The sequence below is a fragment of the Cyclobacterium xiamenense genome (genome assembly GCF_900109255.1).
In the GTDB taxonomy this organism is placed as follows: domain Bacteria; phylum Bacteroidota; class Bacteroidia; order Cytophagales; family Cyclobacteriaceae; genus Cyclobacterium; species Cyclobacterium xiamenense.
Genome location: NZ_FNZH01000003.1, coordinates 202,594 through 218,504, shown reverse-complemented (window position 1 = coordinate 218,504; position 15,911 = coordinate 202,594). Strand labels below are relative to the sequence as shown.

The window sequence follows — 15,911 nt, the reverse complement described above, 5'->3', positions numbered from 1 at the left end:
TGTTTTTCAACAAAGAAAACCCCATTTATTCCTGTCCAAAGGGCCGAATTATTTTTCATCGGCAGTTGCCCCGAAATCAATACACTCATTACCAAGCCTGTAATCGGGTCGTATCCAGAGAGCAACCCTTCTTCTGATTGGGGTAGGCTTGTGTTTCAAGTCCAATAGCAGCTGCAAAAACTCCTTCATCAACGCCTTTCGAGAAAAGCCCGCTTATCCCAGGCGATGCTCCAAGCACCCAAACCTACCGCTTAAAGGGCAGCTGGTCGAAAAAACGCTTGTCTACCTGAAAGACCGTTCCGTGCCGGCTGCCGACGGGAAAATTTATCCGGGAGGAGATATCGATCCAATTTTCCAGGTCAGAAGACATCACCGCCCCCATTCGTTTTTCAACGTATTTATCAAAATAAACCAGGTAGTAATCTCCGACCTTGGCCACGGTAGGGCCTTCCGCCCAGTAATCTCCCGTGATGGGCTCACCGGCGGGGCCGTAAGGTCCTTCGGGTTGTTCACTCCTGGCTATCCGGATGTTTTTTTTCGGAGGCTCCCGGGTTTCATCTTTGACAAAGAGCAGGTACTCTCCGTCTACTTCCCGAATGGTGCCATCAATTACATTGAACCCAGGTTCGTAAAAAAGTCGGGTTTCAGAAAAGGAGATAAAATCCTTTGTGGTTACATAGTATTGCCGGTGATTGTAGGCGTTTTCTTCTTCAGATTGGGTCTCCGGAAAGCGACCGGTTACTGTACTGGACCAATAAATCAGGTAGGTATCCTTTTCTTCGTCGTAAAATATCTCGGGTGCCCAGGTGTTTCTGGCATTTGGTTCGTGTTCCATCACCGGGATAAACTGTTGCTCCGACCAGTTTACCAAGTCGTCCGTATAGGCATAGCCCAGTCCTTTTTCGTTCCAGCTTACGGTCCATACCATGTGGAACCTTCCATCCCTTCCCTGCACAATGCAGGGATCGCGCATGAGTTTATCCCCACCTGCTGTAGGTGTCAGCAAGGACGCACCTTCTTCCAGCGGCTTGAATTGGTACCCGTCCAGGGAATACGCCAGATGCAACCCGTCTTCACCGTTACCGGTAAAGTAGGAAAAAAGGTACACCTTCTTTTTTGCCTGGTAAGCAGTAGAAGAGCAGGCAAGCAGGAAGGTAAAACTCCCCGCAATCAAAAACCTGATACATATTCGTCTTATTGAATCCATTGCGTTTGTTCCGATTTCAAAATCTGGCAGGAACAAAGATAACAAATAATCAAGGTTCGGTGATTTCTGGTAGAATTTTGATGATAAAAATCATGCTCCACCCATCTCACAAACCAGCCGTTTAATCCGGATATATTTCCATCCATAAAATCGTATTGGGAAAAAACAAGCAATACCAACTTATAATAGCACCGAACAGGACAGTACATGATAGAATATTTTTTGTTTTTATTTAAATTTAGCGAAATTAGTAAAGTAAATGCTTTTATATTAAAGTATTTATTTTTTAAATCAATTAATCAATAAACCTAAACTAGTATGAAAAAATTTTTCTTTGAAAAATTTAACTATGGCTTTGCCATGGTCGCCTTTTCGCTGCTTTTGCTCGGTGAACAGGCGATGGCCCAGGGACAGCGCACCGTCTCCGGGGTTGTAAAATCGCAGGAAGACCAGGAATTGATCCCGGGGGTTTCGGTGCTGGTAAAAGGCACGACCCGGGGAACCGTCTCAGACATTGACGGCGAGTTTAGCCTGGAAGTCGCCAATGGAGAAGTACTTGTTGCCAGTTTTATCGGCTACGAAACCCAGGAGATCACCATCCAATCTGGAATGGATCAGGTAGACATCATGCTCCGTTCGTCCTTTTCGGACCTATCGGAAGTAGTGGTAGTCGGCTACGGTACACAGAAAAAATCGGATTTGACCGGAGCGGTCGGTTCGGTAAACGCCGAAGAGCTGCAAGAGCGCCCTTCCGCCTCCCTCAACCAAGCCCTTTCTGGACGGATACAGGGAGTGAATGTATCCGTTAACTCGGGACGCCCGGGCGGAAGAGCCAATATCCGTATTAGGGGAAATACCTCGGTAAGCATCGCCAACGACCCGCTTTACGTGATTGATGGAGTCATCATTCATGCCGCCGGCCTGGCCAATGGCAGCACACCGATCGACTACATCAACCCAAATGATATCGCTTCGGTCGAGGTATTGAAAGATGCTTCTGCCACAGCTATCTATGGAGCTAGGGGAGCCAATGGCGTCATTCTGGTGACTACCAAACGCGGCAGCAGTACCGGCGGTGTGATCACCTTCGACACCGATGTGAGTGTGGGTGTACTTCCGAAAAAAATCCCGCTACTCAATTCCGAAGAATTTTTGCGGGTAGAGGACATTGCCTACCAAAATGCCCAAAAGTACGATCCCTCGGGATGGGCGAACGGCATTTACCGGGACCCACAACTCAAGCGAACGAACCCACGACTGTTTGATGCCAATGGCAATCCCCTGCACGATACGGACTGGCAGGACGAGTCCTTCCGCCAGGCAGTTACCCAAAATTACCAGTTGGGACTCACCGGAGGCAACGAAAAAGACTCCTATGGTATATACGTCAATCACCGGAACGAAGAAGGCCTGATGCGTGGCTCCTACCTGAAGCGGTATGCTGGCCGGTTTGTCTTTGACAGCCAAATAAAGGATTGGCTGAAAGTGGGTGGTAGCCTCAGCTACACCGATCAGAAAGAAAGCCAGGTAGATCCGCTCGGCGCGGGTGGAATTATTGCCATGCGGCAGGTCCTCGAAGCACTCCCCATCATACCGGTCAAATATGCCGACGGATCCTGGGCCGGAAACGAAGACTATCCCGGCATGGAAGGTGGCAATAACCCACTCCACGTGGTAGAGGACCGGGTATACATCCTAAATACCCAAACCATGTTGGGCAACCTGTACGCCAACTTCAACCTCGCCGAAGGCTTGGAGTTTCGGTCGGTATTGGCCACCAACATCATCAACCAGCGCGTGGACTATTACGGCGGTCGCATGCTTAACTACATCGCCAGAAACCAACGAGGAGATGCCTATGTGATGAACGACCGGCTGAATTCCTGGCAATTTGAAAACTACCTGACCTATACCAAGGAAATCGACGAAAACCAATCCATCAACGCCTTGCTCGGGATCTCCTGGCAGCACGTGGACCGCTTCAACAGTATGGCCCGCTCACGGGATTTTCAAGACGACTATTTCAAATTCAATAACCTCGGCGCCGGTGCCAACGTTTTCCAAACCACTTCCGGTACTTCCGCATACGGATTGAATTCCTATTTTGGACGGTTTAATTACAACCTCAAGGAAAAATACCTGCTTACCTTTACCGGCCGTATCGACGGCTCTTCCAAATTTGGCGAAGCCAACCGCTATGCGGTTTTCCCGTCTGCTGCATTGGCCTGGAGGGTTTCCGAGGAGGACTTCCTAAAGGATAGCCGAACCATCTCCAATTTAAAACTTAGAAGTAGCTACGGGGTTACCGGAAACTCCGAAATTCCCGCCTACCAGGCCCTGGCCGGTATGGGGAACTATACAGTAATTTTCAACAACTCCCGCTCCATCGGATTGGGTATAAATCGTTTGGCAAATCCCGATCTGCGCTGGGAAAAAACCTTCCAGACCGATGTGGGACTGGAATTGGGCTTGTTTAACAACCGCCTCACCTTTGAGGTAGACCTGTATCGAAAGCTTACCGAAGACATGTTGCTCAATGCACCCGTGCCCTCCAGTAGCGGCTATACCCAAGTGACCCAAAACATTGGCAGCATGGAGAACAAAGGCGTCGAATTTGCGCTAAACTCCGTAAACGTAGTCAACAATGACTTCAAGTGGGACACCCATTTCAATATTTCGGTCAACAAAAACACCGTACTGGAGCTGACCGGTGGAGCCGATATCTTTTCGGGATCCACTATCATTCGTGAGGGAGAGCCCGTAAGTTCGTTCTTTGGATTTGTCCACCAGGGCACCTGGGATACCGACGAAGCCGACCTGGCCGCCCAGTACTTCAAGCTCCCGGGAGATATCAAGTACGAAGATGTCAACGGCGATGGCGCCATCAACGACAACGACCGGGTGATCATCGGCCAGGGTATTCCCAAAGGATTTGGTACGCTGATGAACACCTTTCAATACAAGAATTTTGAATTGATGGTGGACCTTCAATTTATGTATGGCAACCAGGTTTTGTGGAGAAGCAAGCACTCCGCCGAGGACCGGCAAGGTATTGCGAATAGTTTTCGCACGGTACTGAATGCCTGGACCCCTGACAACCAAAACACGAATATTGCCGAATTGCGGCCGCTTACTGCCGGGTACAACACCTTCAACGATTCGGACCGGGCACAGGATGGTTCCTTCCTGCGTGGGAGAAACCTGTTGTTTGCGTATACCTTCGAACCGGAACTGATCCAGCGCCTCAACCTTAACCGGCTACGTGCCTTTGTATCGGTTCAAAACTTCTTCCTGAACACCAAATTTCAGGGATACGACCCCGAGGTCTCTACCTCTGGTTCTCCCTTTGACCAGGGGGTAGATTTGTATGCCTACCCCAAACCAAGGGTATTTATGTTGGGGGTAAACATTGCTCTGTAAACAAAAACGCTTGAAAAAATGAACATTATGAAAAAATACATCATACAATTCAGCCGGTTTTGCCTCATCGGATTAGTGATGAGCACGGTCTGGGGTTGCAACGAATTTCTGGAAGAAACCGATAAGTCGAATTTCACCCTGGAAAATTACTTCACCCGGCCAGAGCACGCCACCAGCGTGGTGAATTCCATCTACGAGAGTCTTTACCCGGTCATGCAAAGTGGATTTGGCGGGGGACCCTGGATGATGCTGGAGTTTGCTACAGGTCTTGCCAATACGGAATTGGGCCAGGCACAAAACAGTCTTTTTGTCCGAAACCTGATCAACAATTCGGACAATGGGTACGGTCAAACCTACTGGACCAGTTCGTACCGGGGTATCGCCAATGCCAACCTGGCCATTGAAAAAATCCCGGAAATAGAAATGGACAATGCCCAGCAAAACCGACTGCTCGGAGAAGCACGGTTTTTACGGGCCTACTACTATTTCAACCTGATCCGGATCTTTGGAAACATTCCGCTGATTACCACCTCCATCGACCTGACCAGCCCGGAATTGTACCCCGACCCGGCAAGTACCGAGGCGGTGTATAATCAGATCGTGGCCGACCTGGAGGTAGCGGAAGACTCCGGTTTGCCCTGGCGGGATGCCAGTGGGAGGGTGTCTATGGGAGCTGTCAAATCGCTCTTCTCTAGCGTGTACCTGACCATGGCCGGCTACCCCCTTCAGGCGGGAGACCAGTACTACCAACTTGCCGCGGAAAAAGCCGATGATGTCATCCAGTCCGGCGTATTTGAACTGTTCGATGAATACAGCAGCCTGCATTCCGTGGAAGACAAAAACCAGGGAGAACACATATTCATGAAGCAATACGCGGCTTTTACCGTACCTTCCTCCTGGCAGGTTTCCATCATTCCTTACAACCGGGGAATCTCGGCCTACAGCGCCGAAACCGGCGGCATATTCGCCAACCAGGAATTCGTAGAATCCTTTGAATCCGGAGACAAACGGGCAGAAGAAAAGGAATTCTTCTACACCGAATACAGTCTGGAGTCGGATAGAACCACGGTCATGGAATTGGGGGATTACTACATTTGGAAGCATTTCGACGAAGAAGCCCAGTTATCGACCACCAGCAGTGGTATGAACTGGCCCGTATACCGCTACGCCGAAATTCTTCTGATCTATGCAGAGGCCATCAATGAAGCAAGTGGTCCTACCACGGCAGCCTACGAGGCGATTAACAGTATTCGCCGTAGAGCGAATCTTCCCGAGCTGGAAAACCTCAGCAAGGAAGAATTCCGGGAGGCTGTCTGGAGAGAAAAGTGGGTAGAATTGTGTTTCGAAAACAAAACCTGGTACGACATGGTACGCCTACGAAAGGCATTCAATGTAAACACCAGGGAGTTTGAAGACTACGTAGGCCATGAGTTTTCGTACGGACCTACGCTCCGGGAGCGGGAATTGCTCTTTCCCATTCCCACAGCAGAGATCCGAAACAACGATAAGCTGACACAGAATGCTGGGTATTAAGTAACCATTCAGAAAAAAATGTATTTAAAAAGGGGCGAAACGGATGATCACCATCCGGTTTGCCCCTTTTATCCTATTTTCGTACAATAGATCGACTATCTGTAGGAATTGTTCCAAACAATTTGCTTACTTTAAATTCCAAAACAACTTCTTTTCTCCATGAAAGCACCCTTTCTAAACACCAAGAGCTGCTCCCTTTACTTCCTGGCTGTCCTCGTTTTCGTTGCCTTGACCGGAAGCCTGTGTATGGCCCAACAGGAAAAGCTGATGCTCCATTTCGACGGTGGCGATGGCCCCGGCAACGGAAAAAAAATCGTACTAATAGCAGGAGATGACGAATACCGCTCAGAGGAAGGCCTTCCTATGCTGGCAAAAATTCTTTCCACCCACCATGGTTTTTCCACAACGGTACTGTTTCCCATCAATCCGGAAAAAAACGAGGTAGTCCCCAACTATAAAAGTAACATCCCAGGCATGGAAGCCCTCGAGGATGCCGACCTGGCCATTATTCTGCTGCGTTTTCGGGAGCTACCCGACGAACAGATGCGCTATTTCGATGCGTTCCTGAAGGCAGGGAAGCCACTGATCGCACTGCGTACATCTACCCATGCCTTCAATTACAGCGCGGAAAGCAAGAGTCCCTACGCCAAGTACCATTGGCAAAGCAAATCTCCAGGCTGGGAAAAAGGTTTTGGAAAAAAGATTCTGGGAGAAACCTGGGTAGCCCACCACGGACAACATGCCGTGGAAGGTACGCGGGCCTTACTGGATGGCATACAAGCCGCTGCCAAAAACCCTATTTTAAATGGAGTTAAGGACATTTGGGCCGCATCGGATGTGTATACGGTGACCGACATCGGAGACGATGCCACCGTTTTGATTCACGGGGCGTCTACCTCCGGGATGACTCCCGATGCCCCAATCAATTGGGAAAAATCCCTGATGCCGGTAGCATGGACCAAATCCTACGCACTGGAGGGCGGGAAAAAAGGAAGGGTCTTCGCCAGTACCATGGGTGCTTCCGTAGACTTGCTCAGCGAGGATTTACGGAGACTTATCGTCAACGCTACCTACTGGGGCCTGGACATGGAACCAATGATTCCGGAAAAAGCCGAGGTATCCATCGTTGGTTCCTACAAACCGACCATGTTTGGATTTGATAATTTCAGAACAGGAATGAAGGTATCGGATTTCGAATAATCCCCATAGAAAACACCGTTTTTTTACCCATCATTAACGTACATATCATGAATAAAATTGGATTTAACGTGCTGGCATGGTCTGCCGTTGTTTCGGATGAACTAAAACCCATCATTGAGCGGCTAAAAGCGATTGGTTACGACGGCGTTGAGTTTTTTGTAGGATCGCCCGATGAAAAAGCCTACCGGGAAATCGGCTCCTTCGCTAGCCAGGCAGGGCTTGAAACCACCACCGTTTTTGTGTTGGGTCCGGATGAAAACCCTATAGACCCCAGCGCTGCTGTGCGGGCAAAGGCTCTGGACAAAATAAAATGGACCATCGACCGCTCCAACGATCTGGGTGCAAAAGTGATTTGTGGCCCCTTTCACTCTGCATTTTCTACCTTTGCCCAGCGGTCTCCCACCGAGGAGGAATACGACCGAAGCGCAGAGGTATTGCACCAAGCGGGTGACCATGCCGCGCAGTCCGGAATTACCCTTACCCCGGAAGCGCTGAACCGCTTTGAATGCTACCTCTGCAACACGATGGACCAACTGATCCATTTGGTTAAAAAAGTCGACCACCCCCATGTGAAGGCCATGTTTGACACCCATCATGCCAATATAGAAGAGAAAAAACTCGGAGATGCCCTACGAAAGGTAGCTCCCTACCTGGGTCATGTACACATCAGCGAAAACGATCGCGGCACCCCTGGTTCCGGCCATGTGCCCTGGGACGATACCTTTGCTACCCTGGCAGCGATCAAGTTCGGAGGCTGGCTCACCATCGAGGGGTTTACCAGAAATGACCCCGACTTTGCCAACTCCATCGGCGTATGGCGGGAGTTTTCCCAACCTTGGGAAATGGCCGAAAATGGATACCGCTTTATTCGGGAAATGGGTGCCAAACACGGACTTTAATCAAACGCACCCTTTGCATCCCTCACGTTAACTAACCCTAAAACAAAAACAAGCAATGAATACCTTACCTTTTCGATTTGGAGCAGAAGTCTATACCTGGTTCATGAGCAATAACGGCGAGACCTACAAGGGCCAGCTCGGCCACATGATTGAAGTAATCGCCAAGGCCGGATTTACCGGTATCCAGCCAATTTTTACCTGGATGGGGCCCCTGGCTGATGCCAATCTGCTCGAAAAGAAACTCAAAGAGGAAAATATCGAACTGGCAGCGGTGGCCCTTGCCCTGGATTGGAACGGGACCCAAGAAACCGATGAGGAAAAAAAGATTGCCGACGAGGCCATCAAACTACTCGCCAAATTCCCGGGGTCGGTTCTTTGTACGGTACAGATACCCACCGGGCGGCACGATCTGGTGTCGCGAAGAAAAAATCTGGTCGAGATCGTAAACACCGTATCTTCCCGGGCAACGGATCAGGGGGTGGTCAGTAGCTTTCACCCGAATTCTCCGCACACTTCCATTACCCGAACGGAGGAAGATTACCAGGTAATTCTGGAAAGCTTGAATCCAAAAGTGACGGGCTGGTGCCCGGATGTGGGCCATATCATCAACGGGGGCATGGACCCCCTGGCAAAAATGAAGGAATACCGCTCGCTGATCAATCACGTCCATTACAAGGACTGGGACGGAAATCCGGAATTCACCCTGATGGGAAAAGGAAAAGTAGACTTCACCGGCATCACCCAATGGTTGAAAGACGAACAGTTTAACGGTTGGATCATCTGTGAAGACGAGGGCCAGGAAGCGCTGGAAGATCCCGATTTTGTCACCCTACACGATGGTAAGTGGGTTCATGAATCGCTCATTCCAAACCTGAAATAGCCGATGCCTACCGTACAAAGTAATGGAATCAACCTCTACTACGAGGAAAGAGGATCTGGCGATCCACTGTTATTGATCATGGGAATCACCGCCCCGGGTGCCGTTTGGGAAAAACACGTAGCACATTGGGAAAAAAGCTTTCGTTGTATACTGGTAGATAACCGCGGTGTAGGCTTATCCGACAAGCCTCCCGGCCCGTACAGTTCGGCACAGATGGCCGATGACTGTGCGGGATTGTTGCAACACCTGGAACTTTCCGATGTACGCGTGGTGGGGGTCTCCATGGGCAGTATCATTGCCCAGCAACTGGCCATTCGCCATCCCGAATTGCTGCGATCCCTGGTACTCATGTGCCCCTGGGCGCGGTGTGACCGGATGGCCGAAACGATCTTCCGACACATGGTGGACTGCAAAGCCCGGCTACGCCCGGAAGAATTTAGCGTGTACGTGCAGCTGCTGATTTTCTCCAAAGCCACCTTTGATGACAAAAAAGCATATCAAGGTCTGGTAGAGGATCGGAAAAACGCAGCTTTGGAGCCAAATCCCCAACCACTGGTTGGACTGGAGGGACAGGCTGAGGCCTGCATACACCACCAGGTAGTGGAACAGCTACCCTCCATCGCTCTCCCTACCTTTGTTCTGGGCGGAGAAGTAGACGCATTCACACCACTATGGATGACCCGGGAAGTAGCCGAAGCCATTCCCAATTCCCTGTTGCACATCTACCCGGGCAGCGGGCATGCCTTCCACTGGGAAAACCTGGAGGATTTTAACCAGCGGGTCCATCAGTGGTTGCTGGAAAATTAACAAAACTTCGGAGGTACTAGCGGTTTTTTCCACCGTTGCAAAAAGCTGCGTGGCCGGTACCAGTACCAGGCCATGCAGCTTTTTTATTCATTTTTTATTTTTTGTAAACAAATTATCCCTTGGATGGCTGGGATTGGCACTGGTTTTTGTGTTTTTACCGCTGGACGAAGCCACCCAAATCCACGAATTTTTTATCGGGTATTTCAGAAATGATTTTGGCCTTTCCGGCTATTTTTATTCTGCCTGGATTATTCCCTATGGTGTGGCACTGGTCGTACTGGCCCTGGTGTATATTCCCTTTTTTAACCGCTTAGACCGAAGCATGTTTCTTTCAATGGCAGTATCCGGGGCTGTCTTTCTTTCTGGCGCCATAGGTATGGAGATGTTTGGGGGATATACCATGGACAATGAAGGCTTTGGCTTGGGATACATGCTCTTTTATACCATGGAGGAAACCCTGGAAAAACGCGGTGTATCGCTTTTTTATATGGAGCCTTCTCCGTTTTCTTTCCCGGAGAAAAAAGAAAGTATCGCTGAAATTAGCACCAATCGCCGGCTGAATGGCTGCATATACCCTGGTGAACAGGATAGTGCAGGATACTTTATACGTCAAATAGGTTACCTTTAAACCATGATTGGATACACATGCATTGCCCTAACGTTGGCATTTCTCAACGATGACCCCAAGCCGGTAACCTTCGAAAAACAACTGATCGCCATGGAAAGCGCGGAATCGGTGGGCGTTTTTGATGTAGACGGAGATGGAAATCCGGATCTGATTTCCGGCAGTTATTGGTACAAAGGCCCGGAATTCACCTCCAGACAGCTCATCGGTCAGGTAAAGCGAGTGAGTGAGTATTTCGATGATTTTTCTACCATCCCGCTCGACGTAAATGGAGACGGAAAGATGGACTACGTCACCGGAGGTTGGTTTGGAAAGACATTGTTCTGGGTAGAAAATCCAGGAAATAACGGGGAATGGACGGTACACGAAATCGCAAATACCGGAAATGTGGAAACGTCTCGTGCCTGGGATGTAGACGGTGACGGCTTCCTGGACATTGTCCCCAATACCCCCAACCAACCGCTGGCTTACTACAGCCTCAGTCGAGATGCCGATGGCAAAGGAACGGGCAGTTTTGAAAAGCATCCGGTCACCGAAAAACACGGGCACGGTCTGGGATTTGGCGACATCAACGGAGATGGACGAGGAGATTTTATCATTCCCGAAGGTTGGTTGGAAGCGCCTGACGACTTGGAAAACGGCAGCTGGAAACTGCATCGCTCCTTCTCCCTCGGTGGTGCCAGTGTGCCAATTATTGTCACCGACGTCAACGCCGATGGATTGAACGACTTCATTGTGGGGCAGGGCCACGATTACGGCTTGCACTGGTACGAGCAGATGCGAGAAGGCGGGGAGATTTCCTTTATCCAACATCCCATTGATCCTTTTCAATCCCAATACCATACCATGGAATGGGCCGATATTGACAACGACGGACAGATGGAATTGATCACCGGAAAACGCTACCGGGCCCACAATGGAAGAGACCCTGGGGCAAACGATCATTTGGGCTTGTACTATTTCAAGTGGAACGGAGAATCCTTCACCAAAAACATCATAAGCTACGGCCCATTTGGGGAAGGAAAGGGTGCCGGACTTTATTTCTCGGTAGAAGACCTGAATGGAAACGGCCTGCTGGACATAGTGGTGGCCGGAAAAGACGGTCTCGTGGTGTTTCACAACCGGGGTCCGCGATAGGTCTTCAATTCCCGTCAAAAAATACAAGGCAGGAGAAAGCCCTCCGGAAGCAGCACGGAAAGATAACGTTAAGTTAACGCGAGTCTATCCGCGATTAGCTAACTTGCTTGAAAAGAAATACAACCAACCGCTATGAAAAAAATCGCGTTTTTATGCTGGTGCGTTTGCATCAGCCTTTCCGTTATTGCCCAGGATCAGGTTTCGGGCTACGTGTTTGAAGACAGCAACCAAAATGGCAAGAAAGAACGCAGGGAAAAAGGCATCCCCGCGGTAGCCGTTACCAACGGCGTACAGGTCGTACTCACCGATGAGGACGGCAAGTACCAACTTCCCATAGCCGAGGACGAGATTATTTTTGTAATCAAGCCATCCGGCTACGCCGTTCCTACCGGAGCAAATGGATTGCCTGCATTCTACTACAACCACAAGCCGGAAGGTTCCCCCGATCTGAAATACGGCGGGGTTGCCCCTACAGGAAAATTACCCAAATCAATAGATTTTGCCCTTTACCCGTCCGAGGAACCGGAAGAATTTACCGCCATGGTCTTCGGGGATCCGCAACCCTACACGCAGAAAGAGCTGGAGGCCTTCGCAAGGGGAGTGGTTAGTGAAGCAAAAAATGAATCCGGTATTCGTTTTGGGATTAGCCTCGGAGATCTATCCGGTGATGACCTGGACCTTCATCCGGGTTACGTGGAAATTCTAAAACAAACCGCCTGGCCCTGGTACAACGTCATGGGAAACCACGACATGAACTACGATGCAACAATTGATGCCCATGCGGATGAATCCTTTGAGAAGACATTTGGGCCCTCCTCCTATGCGTTTAATTACGGAGATGCGCATTTTATCGTATTGGAAGACATTCTCTATCCCGATCCCAGAGATGGGCAAGGGTATTGGGGAGGCTTTCGGCAAGACCAGTTGGATTTTGTCGAAAACAACCTGAAACACGTGGACAAAGACCGGCTGGTGGTGCTTTCTTTTCACATTCCCTTGCTCCACCAAAACGAAAATGCCTTCCGCGACAGCGACCGAAAGCGATTGTTTGACTTGCTGAAAGACTACCCCAACCGCCTTGCCATGTCGGCCCATACTCACCTGCAACGACACAATTTCTATACGGCCGAAGATGGATGGGAAGGCAAAGGACGTTTTCACGAATACAATGCCGGTACTACCTCAGGAGATTGGTACTCCGGTAAACTCAACGAGCAGGGAATCCCCATCTCCACCATGCGGGATGGCACCCCAAAAGGGTATGCCCTTTTGCACGTGTCGGGCAATAGCTATACCATCGACTACAAGGTAGTAGGAGAGCCCAGGGATTATCAGATACGGATTTTCAATCCCAAGGTCGTTGCCAATAACCGCGGCAGCTCTTCCGGTATATTTGCCAACTTCTTTATTGGAGATAAAGACGATCTGGTGGAATACAAAATCGATAATGGCGATTGGCGCCCCATGACCTGGATCGAAGCACCAGACCCTTCCTTTTTGGTCGATGTCATGGAATGGGATCTGATGGAATCCCTGGAGGCAGGCCGAAGGCCCTCCAACCCCGTCAATTCTACCCACCTTTGGCGAGGCGCCGTCCCTACAAACCTTCCGGTCGGTACGCACACAATCACAGTACGGGCGCGGGATATGTTTGGAAGAACCCATACCGCAAGTAGCATATACCGGATTGCCGAACCGGTAACCTTTTAAAAACCACCTACCAACGTTCCGTACGAAAGTGGCCGTCTATCCGACGGCCACTTTTTTTATTCTCATTTTCCTGTAAAAACCGACAGGGCGCGTCTTTTCCGGCGCAATTCGGACCTTGCCTGCACTCCCACAGCTACAGCCCTGCTTTCCGAAATTGCCCGAAATTCACTTCAATCCAAAGTGACGTAACTCTTCGTCGATCTTCTCGTTCCAACGCTCCTGCGCCGGACCGTTTAATCCGTGGGCCGTTTCCCGATCGTATTGCTCCTGCAGCCGATTCATTTCCCGATAGGCCTCCAGGTAATGGAAAGAAACCTTTCGATCAAAATTATGGGGCTGTAGGTCCAATTGTTGTACCCGTTCCTTCAGGCGTTCCATCACAATTTTTGCGATATCGAAATGCCGTTGCTCGTGATTCAGCCCGTAGCTGTTATTCGTCCCCCGCACCCAGGAAGAGCTTTTTAGCATGTACGTTTTAAACACCAGGTCTACGATTACTTCTCCATCCTCGATCCAGCTATTGCCTTCGTAACTGATGCTGGAAAAGATGGAAGCAGCATAGTTGTTGAACCGGGGCCTTCCTTTGAAATCATCCCAGGTCAAGGGCCGGATGGGATTGTAAAACACCGTATCGTCTCCGAAGTCTTCCCGATAATCCCGGATACGAACCTGCACATCGCTAAGCAACTTGATTTCATTTTTGGATTCCTTTTCGATCCAGTCATTGAAATAGGTAAGCGAATTGTTGATGGATCTTCTGAGTACCGGTTCAATCAGGTAAAATTGCCGAACACCCCGCTTGTAACTGATTCCTCCCTGAAAATCCAACAAATGAACCAACTCGTCTCCTCTATCCAATTCAAAGGAAAAATCCAAAAAAACCTCCCCCTCCACCAGAACCCTCCCCTCGCCTTTCAGCACTTCCATGATTTTCAGGTCCTTGATTCGGACCACGATTGGTTTTAGGTTCGGATTTCTGGGAAGTACACCGGAAAAGTACCTTTCCAGCGCATTCATGGCGCCCCCTTCGAGATCCACGGTTTCTAACTGCCTGCCGCTGTCGGCATTTGGTACCAGGAATGCCACGGGAGACTGGTCCGTCCGGTCATCGATCACTGCTTTGATGTAGTAGTCAGCAGGGATGAATAACTGAGAGGCCACCTTTAATACGATGGGATCGATGGGCTGCGAGGCCTTTACCGATTGCCCCGACGACACCAAAAGCAATCCAAAAAACCCGAGGGTCCAAAAAGCAATACCTGGGCCCGTGGACCTATATAGCTGCGAAATACTCATGGGAAATCCTCCTTTCTATCAGCCATAACACGAAATCAACTCGCCGGGTTCTATGGGGCCGGAATACCCAAAACAGCCGCAATCCGTTCCAAATCCCGGACCACTGCCACTTGCAAGGGAATGCCTTCCTTCATCCGAATCCGATAGGCGGCCCATTCCGGGTCTCCCGGAATCTGTACTTCCGGACCACCGGGCAGATGACGGGTGGTACGCATGGTCTGTATCCAGGCGTCCAAATCCGACTTAAATGCCGCAAGATCGCGAAATCCCTCAACATCCCATGCACCAAAAAAATGACCAATACCCTTTCCAACCTGCTTTTCGGACTGCGGGGAATCTATGGCAAAAGGAATCGCAAAGGGCCCCCAATTCGCCCCACTTAGTACCGCCGTCATGATGTCCACAATCCCCCCAATGCAATATCCTTTGTGTCCAGACCCTCCTTTGGTGCTACCCAGGGGAAGCAAGGCTCCGCCCTGCATCATCCGCTCCGGCTCGGTGGTCGGACGGCCGTGTTCATCCAAACACCAGCCGAGGGGTACGTTTTCCCCTGCCCTCCAGGCAATCTCCACCTTCCCGTAGGCTACCGTACTGCTGGCAAAATCCATCAACACGGTAGGCTCATCACCCGTCGGAAACCCCATGGCAAGGGGGTTGGTACCGAGCATTTTTTCAATGCCATTGAAAGGAGCCACTCCTTTAGACGTATTGGTCATGGACATACCGATGAGATCCTGACGTACGGCCATCAAGGGATAATACCCGGCTGCCCCGTAATGGTTGGTGTGACACACGGAAACCGAGCCTTGCCCGTGAAGGCGGGCTTTTTCGATGGCCATTTCCATGCATTTCGGTCCAACGACCAATCCCAACCCATTGTCGCCATCCACGGTGGCAACGGCATGCTTTTCGCGGACGATCTTGAGCTTTGGTCTGGGATTGATCCTGCCCGCTTCTAACAAATCCACGTAGGTTTTTAATCGGGCCACTCCATGGGAATCAATCCCGTGTTCGTCGCTGTAGGCAAGAACATCGGCCGCCAGGGAGGCATCCTGCTCCGGAATACCGAAATGAGAAAACGCACGGCTGGTAAAGGACCGTAGCTCTTCCGGATCAAAACGTATGCGTTCGCCACTCATCAGTTGGAAATAAAACGAAACAACGCGACCTGTCTTTAGAAAATCAAGTACTACTTAC

General features: G+C 50.1%; 12 protein-coding genes. 9 read left to right on the top strand and 3 right to left on the bottom strand.

Going from position 1 to position 15,911, the window contains the following annotated elements:
- Positions 1-244: 244 nt before the first annotated feature.
- Entirely contained in the window at positions 245-1,207 is a 963-nt protein-coding gene (locus tag BMW71_RS10430) for a glycoside hydrolase family 43 protein (RefSeq protein ID WP_092173332.1), read from the bottom strand.
- 318 nt (positions 1,208-1,525) lie between these two features.
- On the opposite strand from BMW71_RS10430, the gene BMW71_RS10420 reads away from it, so the two are divergent.
- The 9 genes from BMW71_RS10420 (at position 1,526) to BMW71_RS10380 (ending at position 13,418) form a co-directional block, all read left to right on the top strand.
- Positions 1,526-4,627 (top strand): SusC/RagA family TonB-linked outer membrane protein, encoded by a 3,102-nt coding sequence (locus tag BMW71_RS10420; protein WP_092173326.1) that lies wholly within the window; start codon positions 1,526-1,528, stop codon positions 4,625-4,627.
- A 27-nt stretch (positions 4,628-4,654) separates the two neighbouring features.
- Positions 4,655-6,160, top strand: coding sequence for a RagB/SusD family nutrient uptake outer membrane protein (locus BMW71_RS10415; protein ID WP_092174797.1), 1,506 nt, complete (start codon positions 4,655-4,657; stop codon positions 6,158-6,160).
- A gap of 159 nt (positions 6,161-6,319) precedes the next feature.
- On the top strand, positions 6,320-7,360 hold the full coding sequence (locus tag BMW71_RS10410) for a ThuA domain-containing protein (protein WP_092173323.1): 1,041 nt from the start codon (positions 6,320-6,322) through the stop codon (positions 7,358-7,360).
- Positions 7,361-7,407: 47 nt separating this feature from the next.
- Positions 7,408-8,259: a sugar phosphate isomerase/epimerase family protein gene (locus BMW71_RS10405; protein WP_092173320.1), complete on the top strand. Its 852-nt coding sequence runs from the start codon at positions 7,408-7,410 to the stop codon at positions 8,257-8,259.
- Between the two features lie 55 nt (positions 8,260-8,314).
- Positions 8,315-9,139 carry a sugar phosphate isomerase/epimerase family protein gene (locus BMW71_RS10400; protein ID WP_092173317.1) on the top strand — a complete coding sequence of 275 codons (825 nt, stop codon included), beginning with the start codon at positions 8,315-8,317 and terminating at the stop codon, positions 9,137-9,139.
- A 3-nt stretch (positions 9,140-9,142) separates the two neighbouring features.
- Positions 9,143-9,946, top strand: a complete 804-nt coding sequence (locus BMW71_RS10395; protein WP_092173315.1) for an alpha/beta fold hydrolase — start codon at positions 9,143-9,145, stop codon at positions 9,944-9,946.
- 49 nt (positions 9,947-9,995) lie between these two features.
- The gene (locus tag BMW71_RS10390; RefSeq protein ID WP_092173312.1) at positions 9,996-10,574 is read left to right on the top strand and encodes a hypothetical protein; all 579 of its coding nucleotides are present in this window, start codon (positions 9,996-9,998) and stop codon (positions 10,572-10,574) included.
- Positions 10,575-10,577: 3 nt separating this feature from the next.
- On the top strand, positions 10,578-11,708 hold the full coding sequence (locus BMW71_RS10385) for an FG-GAP repeat domain-containing protein (RefSeq protein ID WP_092173310.1): 1,131 nt from the start codon (positions 10,578-10,580) through the stop codon (positions 11,706-11,708).
- Positions 11,709-11,840: 132 nt separating this feature from the next.
- Complete coding sequence (locus BMW71_RS10380; protein WP_092173308.1) at positions 11,841-13,418, top strand: calcineurin-like phosphoesterase C-terminal domain-containing protein; 1,578 nt, start codon at positions 11,841-11,843, stop codon at positions 13,416-13,418.
- Positions 13,419-13,583: 165 nt separating this feature from the next.
- Here BMW71_RS10380 and BMW71_RS10375 read toward each other — a convergent pair whose 3' ends face one another.
- Both BMW71_RS10375 and BMW71_RS10370 read right to left on the bottom strand, forming a co-directional pair.
- A complete protein-coding gene (locus BMW71_RS10375) occupies positions 13,584-14,714 on the bottom strand; it encodes a DUF922 domain-containing protein (RefSeq protein ID WP_092173305.1) in 1,131 nt (376 codons plus the stop codon).
- Between the two features lie 50 nt (positions 14,715-14,764).
- Positions 14,765-15,853 carry an Ldh family oxidoreductase gene (locus BMW71_RS10370; protein WP_092173303.1) on the bottom strand — a complete coding sequence of 363 codons (1,089 nt, stop codon included), beginning with the start codon at positions 15,851-15,853 and terminating at the stop codon, positions 14,765-14,767.
- Positions 15,854-15,911 lie beyond the last annotated feature (58 nt).